The sequence below is a fragment of the Neobacillus camarae genome, from assembly GCF_054950115.1.
On the sequence record NZ_JBUCKX010000003.1, the window covers coordinates 565,184 to 582,631 of the forward strand.

General features: G+C 41.3%; 19 protein-coding genes, 2 tRNA genes and 2 other annotated features (1 of these 23 running past the window's edge). Of the genes, 11 read left to right on the forward strand and 10 right to left on the reverse strand.

Annotated elements, in window-relative coordinates; translation table 11 throughout:
• Positions 1–64 (reverse strand) — a binding site (T-box leader); it reaches 187 nt to the left of the window's first position.
• A 45-nt stretch (positions 65–109) separates the two neighbouring features.
• Positions 110–360 (reverse strand) — a binding site (T-box leader).
• Between the two features lie 186 nt (positions 361–546).
• The 3 genes from ACY8D0_RS18005 (at position 547) to ACY8D0_RS18015 (ending at position 2,125) form a co-directional block, all read left to right on the forward strand.
• A complete protein-coding gene (locus ACY8D0_RS18005) occupies positions 547–1,845 on the forward strand; it encodes a bacillibactin exporter BcbE (protein ID WP_462411881.1) in 1,299 nt (432 codons plus the stop codon).
• Between the two features lie 98 nt (positions 1,846–1,943).
• A tRNA-Gly gene (locus ACY8D0_RS18010) sits at positions 1,944–2,017 on the forward strand.
• Between the two features lie 16 nt (positions 2,018–2,033).
• Positions 2,034–2,125 (forward strand) — tRNA-Ser (locus tag ACY8D0_RS18015).
• A gap of 42 nt (positions 2,126–2,167) precedes the next feature.
• Here ACY8D0_RS18015 and ACY8D0_RS18020 read toward each other — a convergent pair.
• The 4 genes from ACY8D0_RS18020 to ACY8D0_RS18035 all read right to left on the reverse strand — a co-directional run bounded on the left by ACY8D0_RS18020 (position 2,168) and on the right by ACY8D0_RS18035 (position 6,802).
• Complete coding sequence (locus ACY8D0_RS18020; RefSeq protein ID WP_462411882.1) at positions 2,168–3,073, reverse strand: 4Fe-4S dicluster domain-containing protein; 906 nt, start codon at positions 3,071–3,073, stop codon at positions 2,168–2,170.
• Between the two features lie 70 nt (positions 3,074–3,143).
• Positions 3,144–3,731 (reverse strand): DMSO/selenate family reductase complex B subunit, encoded by a 588-nt coding sequence (locus ACY8D0_RS18025; RefSeq protein ID WP_462411883.1) that lies wholly within the window; start codon positions 3,729–3,731, stop codon positions 3,144–3,146.
• Positions 3,732–3,744: 13 nt separating this feature from the next.
• The gene (locus ACY8D0_RS18030; protein ID WP_462411884.1) at positions 3,745–6,138 is read right to left on the reverse strand and encodes a DMSO/selenate family reductase complex A subunit; all 2,394 of its coding nucleotides are present in this window, start codon (positions 6,136–6,138) and stop codon (positions 3,745–3,747) included.
• Positions 6,131–6,802: a TorD/DmsD family molecular chaperone gene (locus ACY8D0_RS18035; RefSeq protein ID WP_462411885.1), complete on the reverse strand. Its 672-nt coding sequence runs from the start codon at positions 6,800–6,802 to the stop codon at positions 6,131–6,133. The genes ACY8D0_RS18030 and ACY8D0_RS18035 overlap by 8 nt, the downstream gene beginning before the upstream one ends.
• Positions 6,803–7,000: 198 nt before the next feature.
• Between ACY8D0_RS18035 and ACY8D0_RS18040 the strand changes: the two genes are divergently transcribed.
• Complete coding sequence (locus ACY8D0_RS18040) at positions 7,001–7,294, forward strand: DUF6509 family protein (RefSeq protein WP_462411886.1); 294 nt, start codon at positions 7,001–7,003, stop codon at positions 7,292–7,294.
• A gap of 33 nt (positions 7,295–7,327) precedes the next feature.
• On the opposite strand, the gene ku is transcribed toward ACY8D0_RS18040, so the two are convergent.
• Positions 7,328–8,230 (reverse strand): non-homologous end joining protein Ku, encoded by a 903-nt coding sequence (gene ku, locus ACY8D0_RS18045; protein WP_462411887.1) that lies wholly within the window; start codon positions 8,228–8,230, stop codon positions 7,328–7,330.
• Positions 8,231–8,360: 130 nt separating this feature from the next.
• Here ku and ACY8D0_RS18050 point away from each other — a divergent pair, with 130 nt between their 5' ends.
• The gene (locus ACY8D0_RS18050; protein WP_462411888.1) at positions 8,361–10,205 is read left to right on the forward strand and encodes a DNA ligase D; all 1,845 of its coding nucleotides are present in this window, start codon (positions 8,361–8,363) and stop codon (positions 10,203–10,205) included.
• A gap of 11 nt (positions 10,206–10,216) precedes the next feature.
• On the opposite strand, the gene dapF is transcribed toward ACY8D0_RS18050, so the two are convergent.
• The 3 genes from dapF to ACY8D0_RS18065 all read right to left on the reverse strand — a co-directional run bounded on the left by dapF (position 10,217) and on the right by ACY8D0_RS18065 (position 13,271).
• Positions 10,217–11,200: a diaminopimelate epimerase gene (gene dapF / locus ACY8D0_RS18055; RefSeq protein ID WP_462411889.1), complete on the reverse strand. Its 984-nt coding sequence runs from the start codon at positions 11,198–11,200 to the stop codon at positions 10,217–10,219.
• A 79-nt stretch (positions 11,201–11,279) separates the two neighbouring features.
• Positions 11,280–12,062 carry a hypothetical protein gene (locus ACY8D0_RS18060; protein WP_462411890.1) on the reverse strand — a complete coding sequence of 261 codons (783 nt, stop codon included), beginning with the start codon at positions 12,060–12,062 and terminating at the stop codon, positions 11,280–11,282.
• Between the two features lie 354 nt (positions 12,063–12,416).
• Entirely contained in the window at positions 12,417–13,271 is an 855-nt protein-coding gene (locus ACY8D0_RS18065) for a patatin-like phospholipase family protein (RefSeq protein WP_462411891.1), read from the reverse strand.
• 399 nt (positions 13,272–13,670) lie between these two features.
• Here ACY8D0_RS18065 and ACY8D0_RS18070 point away from each other — a divergent pair, with 399 nt between their 5' ends.
• Complete coding sequence (locus tag ACY8D0_RS18070) at positions 13,671–14,231, forward strand: GNAT family N-acetyltransferase (protein WP_462411892.1); 561 nt, start codon at positions 13,671–13,673, stop codon at positions 14,229–14,231.
• 42 nt (positions 14,232–14,273) lie between these two features.
• Here ACY8D0_RS18070 and ACY8D0_RS18075 read toward each other — a convergent pair whose 3' ends face one another.
• A complete protein-coding gene (locus ACY8D0_RS18075; RefSeq protein ID WP_462411893.1) occupies positions 14,274–14,432 on the reverse strand; it encodes a hypothetical protein in 159 nt (52 codons plus the stop codon).
• 103 nt (positions 14,433–14,535) lie between these two features.
• Positions 14,536–15,309: an SDR family oxidoreductase gene (locus ACY8D0_RS18080; protein WP_462411894.1), complete on the reverse strand. Its 774-nt coding sequence runs from the start codon at positions 15,307–15,309 to the stop codon at positions 14,536–14,538.
• Positions 15,310–15,492: 183 nt separating this feature from the next.
• Between ACY8D0_RS18080 and ACY8D0_RS18085 the strand changes: the two genes are divergently transcribed.
• The 5 genes from ACY8D0_RS18085 to ACY8D0_RS18105 all read left to right on the forward strand — a co-directional run bounded on the left by ACY8D0_RS18085 (position 15,493) and on the right by ACY8D0_RS18105 (position 17,421).
• Positions 15,493–15,735 (forward strand): spore germination protein, encoded by a 243-nt coding sequence (locus ACY8D0_RS18085; protein ID WP_462411895.1) that lies wholly within the window; start codon positions 15,493–15,495, stop codon positions 15,733–15,735.
• Between the two features lie 18 nt (positions 15,736–15,753).
• Positions 15,754–15,996 (forward strand): spore germination protein, encoded by a 243-nt coding sequence (locus tag ACY8D0_RS18090; protein ID WP_462411896.1) that lies wholly within the window; start codon positions 15,754–15,756, stop codon positions 15,994–15,996.
• 21 nt (positions 15,997–16,017) lie between these two features.
• Positions 16,018–16,494: an Hsp20/alpha crystallin family protein gene (locus ACY8D0_RS18095; protein WP_462411897.1), complete on the forward strand. Its 477-nt coding sequence runs from the start codon at positions 16,018–16,020 to the stop codon at positions 16,492–16,494.
• 75 nt (positions 16,495–16,569) lie between these two features.
• Positions 16,570–17,031, forward strand: coding sequence for an Hsp20/alpha crystallin family protein (locus tag ACY8D0_RS18100; protein ID WP_462411898.1), 462 nt, complete (start codon positions 16,570–16,572; stop codon positions 17,029–17,031).
• 9 nt (positions 17,032–17,040) lie between these two features.
• Positions 17,041–17,421, forward strand: coding sequence for a hypothetical protein (locus tag ACY8D0_RS18105; RefSeq protein ID WP_462411899.1), 381 nt, complete (start codon positions 17,041–17,043; stop codon positions 17,419–17,421).
• The last annotated feature ends 27 nt before the right edge of the window (positions 17,422–17,448 follow it).

Sequence of the window (17,448 nt, forward strand, 5' to 3'; positions counted from 1 at the left end):
CCACCTGTCCCCGACTCTCTGTGAAAAACTAAAAATGTGTACTCCTCTTGTTCAACGAGTTTGCTTATTAAATTGTTGGACTGTAAATAAAAAGGGTCCCCTATCCTATAAAAAGGACGGGAGACCCGTGGTGCCACCTTCATTAGCTAAATCAATAGCTCACTTTCACCGATATCGAGCAAATGCTTAATATCTGTCTCATGTAACGATGAGAAATTCGCCAAAGCCTACTGATCCCAATTGGACGGTTCGGTTTGGAAGCTCAGAAGTCCATTCGCTATTTCTTCAACGCTGATTTGCACCGGCCATCAGCTCTCTAGGGAATCCGAAATAGGTACTACTCTTCCTCATTGCCATTACTTTAATACGTTTTATTGATTTCAATCATATTAAAGATTCCTTCCCATGTCAAGCGGTTTTGTTCAAATTTTCTAAATTGGCTTATTTTTTCAATGCCATTAAAAGGATTGTTTCGTTTCGTTTTTTTTCTAAAAAAAAGACCATATTAACATTACAATCAAAAATGAAAGCGGGATAGATAGAAAAATGGAGCATATCGAACGATTATCGAATAACCCACCAACCGCTAAGAGTAAAAGTAAAAGTAAAAGTTCCGAGAAAGAACAAAAAAAGTCGAGCGAAATCTCCAAGCAGAAGTGGGCAATTCTTTCAATATCATCTATTCCATTAGTGATGACCTTAGGAAACTCAATGTTAATTCCTGTCCTCCCTGCCTTGGAGGAAGAATTAGGGGTAACATCCTTTCAATCAAGTTTAGTGATTACTGTTTATTCCATAATTGCAATCCTGCTCATTCCTGTGGCAGGTTATTTATCTGACCATATTGGCAGAAAAAAAGTGATCATTCCCAGCCTCATTATTGCCGCTTCAGGCGGCCTAATTTCCGGATGGGCGGCTTGGAAGTTTGAGCAGGCCTACTGGATTATACTAGTTGGCCGGGCGTTGCAAGGGGTCGGTGCTGCAGGTGCTTTTCCGATTGTTCTCCCACTGGTGGGAGATATGTTTAAAAAAGAAGATGATGTCAGTACCTGTTTAGGGTTAATAGAAACATCGAATACGTTTGGAAAAGTTTTAAGTCCGATATTTGGTGCTTTTTTAGCGGGATTTATTTGGTTTTTGCCGTTTTTGGCTTTCCCAGTGTTTTGCGCTATATCCATTATTTTACTTTTATTTCTTGTCAAGTCCCCTAAAAAACATGAAAAGCCTATTCCATTCAAGGATTTCATTATTAATGTGAAGAAAACCTTTACGGAAAACGGCCGGTGGCTGTATGCGATATTTTTTATTGGCGGTATTATGATGTTGGTCCTATTTGGTATTCTTTTTTACCTTTCGGAAATCTTTGAAAAAGAATATGGTATCAAGGATCTAAAAAAAGGCTTCTTTTTGGCTTTGCCCCTTGGGGCACTTTGTTTGTCCTCATTTATCAGCGGCAAGTTAATTAAAAAAAATAAAGTTCTGATGAAATGGCTTACGTTTGGCGGAATCCTGGCGGCGGCCTTGTCGATTGCCGCACTGTGGTTTTCGATTAAATTGTGGTATATGCTGTTAATGTTTTTAATCGCAGGTATAGGAATTGGAATCAGCCTTCCTAGTTTGGATGCTCTTATTACAGATGGCGTTGAAAAGAAGGAGCGCGGAACCATCACCTCCATCTATAGTTCCATGCGATTTATCGGCGTTGCAGCAGGTCCGCCAATTATAGCGTTGTTATTAAAGTATTCCACCCACTGGATATTTATTTTGTTAAGCGGCTTGGCGATTCTGGCCTCTATCGTTACATTGATGGCCATCAAACCGCCGCCAGAAGAGAATCCATCTTAAAGAGCTGACGTTCCAGCTCTTATTTTTTTGCTTCCGTAAATTTTTTCTTTTACAAATGGACTTATTATGCTATAATAATAATCGTCCTTGATAGTCATGCGGGTGTGGTTTAATGGTAGAATTTCAGCTTCCCAAGCTGACGGCGGGGGTTCGATTCCCCTCACCCGCTCCATTTTATATTTGTCTTTGGAGGAGTACCCAAGTGGTTATAAGGGGGCGCACTCGAAATGCGTTAGGGCGGGTAACCGTCGCGTGAGTTCGAATCTCACCTTCTCCGCCATACATAAAAGTTAAAGCACCAGTTCTGCTGGTGCTTTTTTATTTATCCTAGTGGACTTAACCACTCCGGGTCCCGTGCTTTACAAACATGGCATTCTTGTTGGTTATCATGGGATGAAGTGAAATTTGTGCCGCAATTCTGGCAAGTATGATAAGCCACCGGCGATTGACTAATCGCCTTTTTCTTTATATCTAAATTAATCTGAATGGCAGATTCCGGACAGATATCGGTACAATCTTTGCAATTAACACAATTCCCGTGATTAATCCGCAGTGTAGAATTCTCAAGCAGGAATACATTTTGTGTGCAAAGATGGAAACAGGCTTGACACAGGTTGCATTTTTCTTTATCTATTTGCACGGTATAAAATTGATCATCTGGAAAATAATTCGTCAAAATCCACTCCCCCGGTGCAATTCTCCAAGCAGCTGGTGACAACTCTTTTCCTAGATGCCTGCCTTGCTCTATTAAGGACGAAAACAGCTCTCTTCTCGATAACTTTTCTCCGTCTGGACGGGTTAAAACTGTAATTGGACCTTTTTCCAACAAAGCCAATATCTGATTTGCTCCCTCTATAGCCGTGTTCCATTGCTCACTTAATGGGAAATCACTGGAAGTAACCGAATGGATACCTTTTTCATTATAGATGAGGAGCTCTTTCTCCGAGATGGCATATTGATTATTGTACTGAAGACTCCCGTTTTCAAAGGTTCTAACTCGTGAAATTCCTTCTATAGCAGACAGCGGACAGGAAACCATACAATCGCCGCAGTTATTGCATTTATCGATTTGAATGCGAATTTCCTGCTGTTCAATAGAAATGGCACCCGTCTTACACGCATCAAAGCAAAACCGGCAGCTGGACCTGAGGTTTCTAAACCGCGAACATTTTGGTGTAAATTCCATGTCAACGTGCATGCTTTCCAGCCATTTTGTTAATAGAGACACGTTTTCACCTCTTTTAAAAAGGGCTGCAGGTTCCATTTTCGTCCTGCAGCCCCCTTCAATCTCCTTATTCTCATGAACTTGACAGTTTCGCGTCCTTATGAGGGGTAATCACCAAATTGGGATTTGTGATGGTGTCGCTTGGCATCCCTTTAATTTGACTGACATTTCCATACTTTTTTCGCAACTCATCGATTGGGCCGAATTCAATCGCCCGCATTGGACAGGTTGCCACGCATACCGGTTCCTCGCCTTTTTCTTGAAGATCGATGCAAAGGTTGCATTTATTGGATTTAAATACTTTTTTATTATATTGGGGAGCACCGTACGGGCAGGCTTTGACACATAACTGGGTCCCTTGGCATATCTTCTGGTCAATTGTCACGACGCCATTGTCTTTATCCTTAAAAATCGCGCCAACCGGACAGCTTGGAAGGCATTTTGGATTCGTGCAATGGTTACAAGAAATACTATAATAATACGCTTTTATGTTGTGGACAATACCGCCGCCAGGCTGCTCTATAAAAGTTCCATCTTCAAAGGTATAAACCCGTCTAAAATTTATCCCCACATCGAGTTTATTTTTATCCTTACAGGAAACGCTGCACGCTTTACAGCCAGTGCAAAGGCTCTGATTAATATAAAATCCTAGTTGGGCCAACTCTCCTCACTCCCTATGCCTTTTTCACTTCTACAAGATTGGTTAGCTGTGGATTTGCTTTTGCAAGCGGTGTTGGCCTCTGAGAGGTTAATACGTTAACCGCTCCCCGCTGGTCAATGCCTGTTTTATCTGGGGTATACCAACCGCCTTGCGGAATCGCGCACACCCCTGGAGTGATTCTCGGCGTTACTTTTACATCAATGACCAAGGTACCGCGGTCATTAAACACTTGAGCCCTGTCGCCATCTTTGATTCCACGTGTTTCGGCATCCTTAGGATTCATCCACATTTCTTGTTTTGCCGCTTCCTCCAGCCATTCTTGGTTGTCATAGGTGGAGTGGCATCTCCGTTTGTAATGCCAGCTGGTTAATTGTAATGGGTATTGACTAATCAGCGGATCCTCTGGTCCTTCCCAGGAAGAAATATATTTGGCAATCGCGGGAATCTCATCATGCTGTTCCATATCCCATAACGCTTTTGAAAACAATTCAATCTTACCGGAGGGTGTTTCGAATCGATGCGTATCAATATCCTCAATCTGTTCTTTAAAGGCCACTAGCGGCTCATCAAATTTGAAATGGAATACACCCATCTTTTTGAATTCTTCATAATTAGGAAATTTAGGATCTATTTCCTTTCTTGTCCGCGCGATACTTTCCTTTACAATATCAAGTGTTGTTTTCCCTTCTGTAAATTGCTCTTTCAACCCAAGTTTTTCCGCCACTGCGGCAAATACATCATATTCATCGCGGCATTCATATAACGGTTCGATAACTTTATTTCCTAAAATAACATAGTCGCCTCCGCCCCAAGGAAAGCCAATGTCATGCCGTTCAAAAAAGGTGGTCCCTGGCAATAAGATATCGGCATACTTAGCACTTGGAGTCATAAAAATGTCGCTGGCCAAGATGAATTCCACTTTGGATTCATCCTCGAGAAGCTTGGTTGTTTTATTGATATCAGCATGCTGGTTAATCAGGGCGTTCCCTGCCAAATTCACGATAAGCTTAATATCGGAGTTTAATCGGTCCACACCCTGCAGCCCGTCAGCTGCTGTCATTTCCGTCCCTTTTTCAACAGCCTTTGTCCAAAGGAAGCATGGAATCGAAGCTTTCACAGGGTTTTCATATGTCAACGGTTGAATCATTTTGGTGCGGCTCCAGCTGCCTGTTCCTGCTGCCCAGGTGCCGAGTTTGCCGACATTTCCAGTCAAACAGGCAAGCTGTGCACCGCCGCGCGTATATTGCTCACCATAAGCCTGGCGCTGTGCCGCCCAGCCTTGAATCAAAGCACCTGGCTTGGTGGTGGCATATTCCCTGGCAAGCTGTCTGATTTTATTTGCTGGCACCCTGCAGATTTTTTCAGCCCATTCCGGTGTTTTCGGTATGCCATCTTGTTCCCCTAACAAATAACTTTTCACACACTCGGTTTCCGGAACCCCTTCCGGCATATGGTCCTTATCAAAGCCAATGCAGTATTTGTCAAGGAATGCTTGGTCATGCAAATGTTCTGTGACGATTACGTAGGCCATCGCATCCATAAGCGCTGTATCGGTAGTTGGAAGGATGGGAATCCATTCATCGGCAAAAGCGATTGCTGTGTCAGAGTAGCGTGGATCAATGACGACTATTTTTGCTCCATTTTTCTTTGCCTGCATTAAATACTCCCGATATGGAGTAGAAAATATCATCTCTGATGGGTTTTGACCCCACAAAATAATGTATTTGGAATGCAGCAGCGAATCAAAGCTGCTTCCTGTCATGTTGGTGCCATATGTATATGGTGTGGCAGCTTCAGCGGCACCTGCGCTGTAGTCAAGCCGGTAATTGAGAAATCCTCCTGTGAGCGATAATAACTTTCTGGCTGAATTTCGCCCCCCATGGAGACCGCTGCTTTGGCCTGTTGCATAGTTTACATACCTGGATTCAGGGCCATAGGTATCGCCGATTCGCTTCATTTCCTTTGCGATTGTTTCAATGGCTTCATCCCAGGAGATTCGCTCAAATTTCCCTTCTCCTCGCTTGCCGACCCGCTTCATTGGGTATTTTAATCGGTCATGATCATAGAGCATCTTTCGGTAGTTTCTGCCTCTGACGCATGCTCTTAGGGGTGGAGCAGCCCTGTCACCGGCTTTTTGGGTGTCCGTGCTTATCCTAACGACCTTCCCATCCTTTACATGAGCCTTAATGATACATCTGCCGCCGCAATTTGTGATGCTGCACGTTGACACAATTTCTTCTGTTCCTTTTGCCCTTACAGGTTTTGTGTCTTGTCTCCGGTCAACAAGCATTTTGGTGCCCACTCCACCGGCAATGACCGGAATACCGATGGCGCCTGACCATTTTAAAAACGTCCTGCGCTGCATTTTATTGGTTAAAAATTTTTGGAACGGATTCTTGTCAGACATGTCTTAATGCCTCCATGGTTTCAGTAAGTGTTTCCAGATCAAACCGGCAAAAATCTTCCAGGAGCATGGCTGCTCCTAAATATAATTGGCTGGTTGTGTTTTTGATAATTCTTTCACAAAATAAAGGTATCCAAATCAATAGATGGTCATTAAGAAAATCAATCTGTGTTGCCACGAATGGTTCTAGTGCTTCCAGGTTGGTTTGTTGCAAACATTGTTCTGATAGAAAAATCATAAATTCCAGTTCCAGCAATAGAGAATCATCTGGTTCCCGGTTTTCGCTTACATTTTGGAGACCATATTGGTGATAAAACTCCCTAATTTGATACATGCACTCCTCAAAAAGTAAATGATCCTTGTTGCGGTAATAGGATTCCCATGGGGGTGCGGCCATTAGGCCAGGTCCTAAGAACAATCGGTGATATTCTTCATTCTCTTGATGTATTTGATCTTCTGATAAACAATAAAAAAATTGCCCTAACAATCCTCCCCCTGCTTCATGAATTTCCTCCAGTTCATGAAATGGAATGTCTTTACCTAAATCACAGAAAAATAGATTTGCCTTTGGTTCCATAAATAAAAGATAAAGCAGCTGGTAAAAGTTTCTTCTTGATTGCAAAAAGGGCTGCAATTCAGATTCCAATACCTCTCCAATAACAGTCATATGTATCCCTCTAATACTCTCGTCTTTAGTTCAACATAATCTTATCGTATCGCATCAATCCGGTGTAATAACATGTTCAACATTTCACATATTATTCAAATCTCTTGTGACAAAATTGCAATAATTTGAAGAGTAGTCTGCAATTTTTTATTTACAGCAGAAAGATGTGTATAATAAGTACGATAAAAATAGCAAAGGATGATTTACTTGAACATTATCGGGCATACAGTTGAAAAACTGGTAGATCCATTTGGGCTGCTTTCAGGGGACCGCTATGAATTCTTCTTGGAACTTGAGGTTGATGAAGAAGACGAACTTTTTTCCGAAAAAGGAGTTGGCTTAAGAGTTCTTTTTGTCGTTGATGGGGAAGAGATGAAAATTTCCAATTATCACTTCTACGAACACGCGACAGAAGAGGTACTTGATTTTGAACTCGAGGAAGACGAGGAACAACTTGTTTTTGATTATTGCAAGAACCATTTGGAAGAATAGAAAGCAGGGGGGTCCCCCCTGCTCTTCTTACTCTTATGCTTCTTTTTTGACAATTGCCGGTGCTTTTTTCCTTGGAGCGGCTTTTGCCGGTTTTGCAGCGACTTTGGGACGTTCCACACCCGCAACTGCCTTGGGCCGTTCCTTACCTCCCGTTGCGTTACCCGGTTTTGTCCGGTCAATCGATGCCTGGAGAGCTGCCATTAAATCGGTCACATTCGATGGCGTATCTTTTGCAGCAGTTGTAACAAACTCTTGTCCTTGGCGTTTGGTCTCAATTAGTTCCAATAAGGCTGTCCGATATTCATCGGTATACTTTTCAGGTTCAAATTCTGATGTCAATTGGTCAATCAACAGGATGGCCGTATCCAGTTCCTTTTCGGTCACTTTATCGTCGGCAGGTACATTTGGCACATCGCTTGCTTTTCTCACTTCATCAGGATAATGAATCGTCTCCATCACTAACGTGTTTTCATACACCCGAATGACCGCAAGCTGTTCTTTGGACCTGATTATTATTTTGGCCAGCCCGACTTTTTGGGAATCCTGAAGTGCTTTGCGCAGTAACGAATAGGCCTTGCTCCCTCCCTCATTTGGGGACATATAATAGCTTCGGTCAAAATAAATGGGATCAATTTCCTCTATTTTAACGAAATCAATGATTTCAACCGCTTTGTCCTCGTTTTCCTTACGAAGTTTTTCTAAATCTTCCTCGTCCAACACTACAAATTTGCCTTTTGTATACTCATATGCCTTTACAATGTCCTCTGGCTTGACTTCTTCTTCACAAACGGTACAAACCTTTTCATATTTTATTGGGGCATGGCATTTATTGTGCAACGTTCGAAGCTTGATATCTTTATCTTCTGTGGCAGTATGGAGCTTAATTGGAATATTAACCAGACCAAAGCTGATACTGCCCTTCCACATTGTATGCATGATTCATATCTCCCATCTTTTTGTTTTATTTTGTGCCCGGCGCATCGAGGCATTCCTATAAACAGCTGGAAAATGGATGATTGTTAAGTAATGAGCCAAAATAAGACTAAAACAGAAAGGGAACATTCCGATGAAACCTATGCTGCCAACCCTTACGTTTGACCCCCCAATCAAACCCGGATGGATTTATGAGGTTAAATATGATGGATTTCGGGCGTTATTGGGATGGGATGAAAATCGAATGGAATTAATGAGCCGAAATGAAAGATCGCTGCTGGGACAATTTCCCGAAATAAGCGATTATTTATTGAAGTTGGAAGATAAACTCAAACCGTTTTTACCATTGCAGTTCGATAGCGAACTGGTACTGCTCGAAAACCCTTATAAAGCAAACTTTTCGAGCCTGCAAATTCGCGGCCGCTTAAAATCGAATATAAGAATCCAAGAACTGGCAAGGCAAACCCCTTGCCGGTTAATGGTTTTTGATGTCCTAATGCTAAAAGGAAAACCGCTGCACTTTCTTCCTTTTCACAAGCGTAAAAAAATGCTTATGGATTTTTTCCAATCCATGGGTCTTGAAGAAACTGCTGACCCGATCAGCAGTCAGCTGTTGCAGCCTGTTATTGCGTATGACAACTTTGACGATCTTTGGGAAAAAGTGGTTCTCTATGACGGAGAAGGAATTGTGGCCAAAAATAATAGCAGTACATGGGAGGAAGGAAAACGTTCAACTAGTTGGTTGAAGTATAAAAATTGGAAGTATGTCAATTGCTTTGTCACGATGTTCGATAAAACTAACGGTTATTTTTATGTCGGGGTCTATCAAGACCAAAAACCAGTCAATATCGGGCAGGTTCTTTTTGGGTTCAAACCTGATGAAAAGCAGGCACTTGGCCAAATCGTCAAGCATAATAAAATAAATGAAGATCAACAATTTATTTATGTCGAACCGGCCATTTGTCTGGAAGTGAAGTATCTTGAACTGTTCGAAAACCAGCTTCGCGAACCACACTTCCATCGTTTCCGTTTTGACCTGCAGCCTCTAGACTGCACGTATGATCATTTTATGTTTCAGCAGAAGAATTTGCCTGATGAATTGGAAATTACCCATCCAGATAAACCTCTTTGGGAAAATCACGCCATCCGAAAAGCGGATTATATTTTATATTTGAGGGAAGTATCGCCATATATGCTGCCTTTTTTAAAAGATCGGCCATTGACGGTCATCCGCTTTCCTCATGGCATGTTCGGGGAACCTTTCTATCAAAAAAACTGTCCCGACTATGCCCCGGAATTTGTCCAGACATATCAGACGGAAGATATCAACTATATACTATGCAATAATCTCAAGACACTGGTTTGGCTGGGAAATCAATTGGCCATTGAGTTTCATGTTCCGTTTCATACCATTTACAGCCAAGGTGCGAGCGAAATTGTTTTTGATTTGGATCCCCCGTCGATTGATGCCTTTCCATTGGCTGTTAAGGCCGCACTGCTGATTAAAGAAGTGCTCGATCAGCTGAATTTAATCGGCTTTATCAAGACTTCCGGAAATAAAGGATTGCAAATCTACCTCCCGCTTCCGGAAGGGCAATTTACTTATGATGATACAAGGCTATTTACCAGTTTTATCGCTGAATATCTAATTTCTAAGGATCCTGATTCTTTTACGATTGAAAGAATGAAAAGAAACCGGGGTAACCGGCTGTACGTCGATTATGTACAGCATGGTGAAGGAAAGACGATTGTAGCCCCATACTCGATGCGCGGAAATGAACATGCAGGAGTTGCCACCCCGTTATATTGGGAGGAAGTGGACGCAAAGCTGGTACCAAAGAACTTTTCATTAAATACAGCCTTGAAGAGAATCAAGCAGCAGGGCGACCCATTTAAAGATTATTTTAATACCAAGGAGATTCAGCCTTTTGCCCCTGTCTTGGAAATTTTAAAAAATCAAGCGAAGAAAAAAGGATAAGGTACCGTTCCTTATCCTTTTAAATTCTCTTTTAAATATTGCTGCACTTCTGTTTGCAGTTTTTCATAGGATATTTGCTCAGCAAAATTAGTTTTTGATGCAATCGTAAAGGTGCCTTTTTCAAAATCCACATCCACACTGGCATCGTATAAGTATGTGGCATTGCCGATTAAATCAATGTGGTACACATCGTCCTGTGAGTGAACGATACAATTGACTTTGCCGCCATTGTTATAGACTTCAATCGCCGACTCAAACTGATTCAGCCCCTGAAGGCAAGTAACAAGGGAAGAAGCCGACATCGCGGTTCCGCAGGCATTCGTGAAGCCAACGCCCCGTTCAAATGTCCTGACATATATTTCACCAGACTGAAGCACCTTCACAAAGCTTACATTCACCCCGTCCGGAAATAAATGATTAGGCCCGTTCACTTTTTCGCTCAGGCGTCTTTGTGTGTCACTTTTTAGAGTATCCGCATCCACTAGTGCAATCAGGTGCGGATTGGGTACAGCCACCGCAGTAAATCTCAATTCCTGTGACAGTTCATGGACCGGTTCATTCATCAAAACAGGTTGTGGCAAATTTAAAGGTAAAGCTTCTAGTTCGAACAACACCGGGGATATTTCCACCTGATAGGTTTGGATATTCGGGTAAAGCTCCTGATACCTGCTCACTTTTAAGTCAGCTTTCATGGTTTCAACCACTGCATGGTCAAGCCCTTTCCATTCACAAATATAGCGGGCAGCCAACCGCAGTCCGTTTCCGCACATTGAGGCTTCCGATCCGTCCGCATTAAATACACGCATTTTTCCGTCTGCCCGTCCACTGTTCATAATAAATAAAACTCCATCCGCCCCCAAGGAAGTTTCCCGGTTACAGATTAGTTTTGCGAGTTCCGCCCTTTCTGTTTCCGTAAATGTATAGCCAGTTGTGATTTCATCTACTAAAAAGAAATCATTTCCTGATCCATGTCCCTTAATGATGTCAAGTTTCACCCTAAAAACCTCCGAACCGTATTTTAAATAGTCTAGTTAATGATACCAAACAAACAGGCTTTGGGAAACAAATTTAGCCCTATCTTTCGACAAAATACTCTTGAATTAAAAAAGCCATTCCCAGCAGCTTTTCAGACTCAGATAAATCGCCACTTAAGGAAAGGACCGGCGTATTCGGTTCCGGAAACAACGGACTCCATTCCAATGGCATCCATCCCCGTCTCAACCTGGCAACTTCCCGATTGTTTTCATTTAACACTTGTTCATCCATAAACATGGTTGAACCTTCCACAGAACCAATCACTTTACGATCTTGGTCCACCAGCTGCCCCCTTACCTTTTTCCGTAATTTTTTTTTCTTAAAGGAACCACGGAAAACCATATTCCTGTCATAGACTTTAATATCGCCAGCCTGAAGTTGAAACAAACCAATGGATTCTTCCTGGTTGTTGAAAAGTGCATAGGTTTTCGGTGTCCTCCATTTCATGAACCTCTTTAGCTGAATTTTCTTTATTGAACCGGCTAATACCCCGTCAGGGAAATACAGCTGCAGTTTAGGGTACTGGCAATTTTGATATAAAACCAAAAGCTGCTGTGCCTCAAATAAAGAGCGTTCCGTTTCTTCCGGGATCATGTTTTTTTTGATATTCCTGACAATTCGTATCGACTGCCTTATGCGAAAAAGATAGATATGAAAACAGAATATGCTATAAAAGAGAAATGGGATCGCAAGCTTCATAATATCCGGTTCGTTAAAAAAAGCGAAATTGCCTCCTACTATTAATAGGGAGGGAAATAACGCCGCGATACTATCATTCAGACTTATTTTGGCTGCATCCCTATAAAAGTCGTTTATTTTCATCTGGAAATCTCCTTATCAATTCCTCTTATATTACTCTATTAACTTTTAGTTTAAAAAATGATAGAAGTTTACTTAAAATAATGGCTCTGTTTAAACTGGCTGTTGATTTTCACTCCAGCACTCAGCAAACCCGGAGGCGTGCCGGGATCCTCCTCGAAGCTAGAAGCACCAGGGGGGTCTTCCCCTCCCCTACTTTCGCAGGACACAGAAAACACTACCTCGAATCCGCCCACGCACGAAGAAAAAGCGAAAATGTTTTTGAGGAGACGAGCTTATCCGCTCCAATCAATAGAGTGAAAAAGTATCAACATTATCTTAAAAAAAGCCAAAAAAAAAGAAGAGTCTCCTCTTCTTTTAAGAATGAATAAAATTAACTATCTTGTCCTTTATTGCCTGGGCATCTTTATAGCCTTGATTATACAAATCCTCCAACTTCTCAGGATTTCTCTCCATTCTTCCCACCATCAACGGCTCAGTCGGGCGAATGATCAGAACATGCCCTTTTCGTTCTTCTTCCTCAAGGTAGGCGAGTGTTTGATTATACACCTGATAACGTTGCTTCAAAGCTTCTTGCAGTCCTTTATATTCTGGATATTTACGTCTGACAAGAAAGTGGAATTTAGATGGTTTTTTCCGATAATCCATATTTCTAGTCAGGATTACTATATTTTTGGAAAAGCCATCCTGTTGTGCTTTTTTGATGGGGATTGGATCACTGATGCCGCCGTCAAGCAAGATTCTATTTTGGAACCGAACCTCAGGGGCAATAAACGGAAGTGAACTGGAAGCGCGCAATACTGCCAATAAATCGTTGTTGTAATCCTTCTTTTTGAAGTATACTGGCTGTCCTGTCAGGCAGTCGGTAGTACCAACCACAAACTCAGTCGTATTATGGTAAAAAGCATCATAATCATAAGGAACATGCTGATTCGGGATTTCATCAAAAATAAAATCCATGCCAAAAAATTGCCGCTGTTTGAAATAGTTCTTCCATGATATATATCTGGGGTCAGATGCATATTTTATATTAACCGTTTTATTTCTCCCTTTTTGCTTGGATAAATACGATGCGGCGTTGCAGGCTCCTGCAGAAACACCAATGACATAAGGGAAAAAAAGTTCTTCTTCTAAGAAGAATTCGAGAATGCCTGCAGTGTAAACCCCACGCATCCCTCCTCCTTCTAAAACCAGTCCGATTTGTCCTGCCATTCCTTTCCGTCCTTCCTTTTGATTCTTGATAATAGACAATTATAGGCTATTTCTGATACCTTTGAAAACTAAATTGATTTTAGGAATGGAATTGTTGAATGATGTTGAAAAATGGAAAAAACTTTACTGAAAACTTCACGAAATAACTATTTTCTTTTTTGCTTTTTTCTTGTATGATACTTTAGGTAACTATATTTCAAGCGTTCTTTTGGAGGTTTACAACTGTATAACCGTGATAGATAAAAAATAAATAGGGAAGGCAAATGGTGCGCCACCAGGTTACCTGGTTCTAGTGGGTTCGATTCCCACCCCGAAATTTTTTTCGACTTTCAAAAAAAATTTCGAGGGTGGGCCGTTTCTCTTTATGTGGAATGGTATGCCCTAAATGGAGGGATATTCATGCTCAAGAAACGGGACCTATATGACAGCCGTGAATTGTACGAACTAATGACGCATCCAGATGTCTTCCCTTTTGTACGTCAAAAAGCTTATTCCATTGAAGAGTTTTTCTTTATTACTAAGCAGACGATTGAAGCAGAAGAACAAGGACAATTAATTTCCCGGACGATTCTTGATGAGTGGGGTGCACCAATTGGCACCATCAGTTTATTTGATATCGTCGACAATGCTGGCTTTTTAGGAACCTGGCTTGGTAAACCATATCATGGCAAAGGGTACAATCAAGCGGCGAAAGCAGCTTTTTTCCAAGAGCTGTTTTACGAAATCGGGATTGAAACGGTGTTTATGCGGATTCGGAAGGAAAACATTCGGTCAATAAAAGCAGCTGAAAAATTGCCTTATGCAATTAAAGCCAATGAATCTAGGAAATCACTTTATGAACAATTAAATGCAAATGAAGAGATATATGATTTATATGAAATTCCTAAAGATTTATATACTTTACACTTGCAGTGGAATGCCTCTGGGGATGCAGCTGAAACACATCGATTAGAAGCATAAAAGCAATCGGTCAACCTCCGATTGCTTTTTTAATGTCTATTTTTATTCGATTGGGCTTTGTTCACCCATTTCTCCAACCCCACTTGTTCCCATTTGGAGCAAAAATTCATCCAGTTCATCATTGGTCAGAGTTTCAAAGCGGCCATCATGAAAAAATACTTGGGTTTGATTGGGATTAATCCGATTGAGGTTAAAACTCATATTATTTGCTCCTTTCCTTCATGTTTACTTCATATTATCAACGGAAAGAAGTGAATTCATACAAGTAAATTTAACAGTTCAAAAATTTAAAAAAGATTAAAAACTAGATTTTAAAAACCTTTCCCAATACATCGGTTCCGCCAGTACAAGGGATAACGCTTCCGGTAATCAAATCAGAACGCTCATCTATTAAAAAGGCAATGATCCGGGCAATGTCCTCGCCAGTTCCCTCTCTGTTTACGGCCGAATTGTCTTTTAAGGCCATCACAGCTTCTTTTATATTTTTCTCCTTCCAGTCATTTGTAATATCACCTGGACACACCATATTGGCTGTGATACCATATTGTGCTTCCTCGATTGCAATGGTCCTTGTCAACGAGACCAACCCTGTCTTCGCTGCGGCAAACGCCGACCGGTATACCCAACCGGGAGAGGTCTCCACCCGGTCATAGCCCATGGTGATAATCCTTCCCCATTTTTGCCGCCGCATCTCAGGAATAACAAGCTTTGACAAATAAAAAACAGCACTTAAATTCCCTTGAATCAGATAATTCCATTCCTCAAAAGTATAATCAGCCATCATTTTTCTTTCATGTATGTATGGTCCTGCATTGTGAATTAGCACATCTATCGTTTTATATGCAGTAAGGGTTTCATTTACAATTCGGATACAATCGTCCTGATTGGCCACATCCCCTTGGATGGCAATGTTTTGGGTGCCGTAGCAGTTTGATAATTCTTTTGCCAACGAAATGGCCTCGGATTCGCTATGACGATAATTAATCACAAGTTGATAGCCTTTTTCCGCTAGATACATGGCCGTTTTTTTTCCAAGCCCTGAGGCTCCCCCTGTCACCAGCGCCGTTTTGAGTTTCATAGCCATCACCTCTCAATTTAAAATTAAGCCTTTGATTTCTATGTTAAAAACTTTCGAATCTATATGCAAACATTTTCATTCTACTCAAATCGACACTTTGTCCGACTGACTGCCTTATAATTAATTAACCTATGGGCCGTTATTTGCATAGTATGAGTTAACAAACGAAAAGGATGTGACAGGATGCAGACTGTAATAAATATTTTCTGCTTGAAAATTAACAGCGTATCTAATAATGGGTCTGTCAACATCGGAGAAGCACTTCATAATGCTCATACTGCCAACTCCAAATCGCAAGGACAAAATTCTTCTTACGGCGATTTTGCTCCACCAACTGCCGCCATGGAAAATGTCTTTATAGATCCGGATATGAATGATATGGGTGATATCGCCAATCCGTCGAATGTCCTTTCCAATACTGTTTAGAAGGGACCGAGTAAAGAGATGCCTTTTCAAATAAATATTTTTAATATCAAAACCAACGCTATAAGCAATAATGCCAATATATCCTTGGGTCCTTCTGTACAGAATAGCCATACTGCGAATCAAAAATGGATCGGAACAAATTTAGCATTTGGGGACTTGGCACCAAGTGCAGCAGGATCTTTGAATACCTACACCGATTTAGATATTAGTGATCAAGACCAAATCGCAAACCCATCCTCTCCAATTGCCAATCAATTTTAGCTTCTAGAAAGGGTGAAGCAAGTGTTCCCATGGAATCTGTTTCCTTTTAATAAAGATATGAAGGAAACTTTACAGAAAATGAAGCCGGATGAAATTGATAAATATGTTCAGGACATTATAGGCAAAGTGCTCCCGTCCAATATGGGCGGCATGATGAACCCACAGGAAGTATTCCGAGGCTTCGCATCCCAGCCAGATCAAGCTTCAACCGGTTCTGGCAAGTTACATTCCGCTGCTTTTGAAACACATGATTATGTATATGTTCGAACCTCCATTAAAGATGAATCATGGATTAAAAAGCTAAAGCTTTACCATACTTCCAATCAGCTGATTCTCGAACATATTCCAGAGGAAGGGGATAAGCACACGATTACACTGCCGGCGATTGTTAAAAAGAAAGGAGCCACAGCCAATTTTAAAGACGGAGTTTTGGAAGTAAAGATCCCCAAAAACATCGATATGCAATATTCCCAAATTGACGTAACAGAAATCCTCTGAACGTCATTTTTTTTGCATTTTTTTCCATGCGGATAATATGATGAACTAACGGTTGATGAAAGAGGAGTGAACAAGATGGACCTCGATAAATATAAAAAGTGGATGGAAGCTGCCCAGCAGTTCCAATCGGATACTTTTTGGAATAACATTTTCGATAGTCCCAATGTGAAAAACCCGCCTTTAGCCCCCCTAAAAATGTCTGACATAATTCCAAAATGCGATTTATATGAAAGTGGGGATGTACTAATTGCCGAGATTGAGCTCCCGGGGGCAGCCAAAGAGTCTCTCCACATTTCCGTTCAAACGCAGCTTCTCACAGTCAACGGTGAATTCAAATCTCTTCAGTTGAATCATAAGTATCATTTAAAGGAGCGGCCTAATCACCAATTTAAGAAACAACTGACACTCCCCTATCCGATTGATGCCCAAAACGTTAAGTCAGAACTTCGCAATGGTATTTTAACTGTTGTCATGCCAATTAGATTGGACGACGCTGAAACGATTCCAATTCAGTTCGATAACTCAACAACAGAATAGAGGGGTTATATGCGTGTTTGGTTTCGATTTTTCACCAGGAACAACGTCCTTGGAACAAAAATGGCAGAGCTGGAAAAAAAACTGGCGGTTCTCGAAACAAAGGTTAACACCCTTAAAAAAGAGGAAGCCCAGCCACCCGTCAAGGACCCAGACCCCATCCCCTCGATTCACGTGAATAATTTAACGGTTGAAAAAATCATTATTGAACACTTGGATTATGCCAATAACTTTGGGCAATTAGGAATAAAGGAACTGACAGGTAAATTAAATATCGGCTCAAGCTATGAAGGTGATTTTTCCAAGGAATTTGATAAAAAAGTGAATGAATTGGTTCAGAATAAGCTGGGCAATGAGCCGAAAGTAAACTTGAAGCCAAAGAAAGAATCATGAAGAGGCTGACTCCTCTCCTAGCAACTT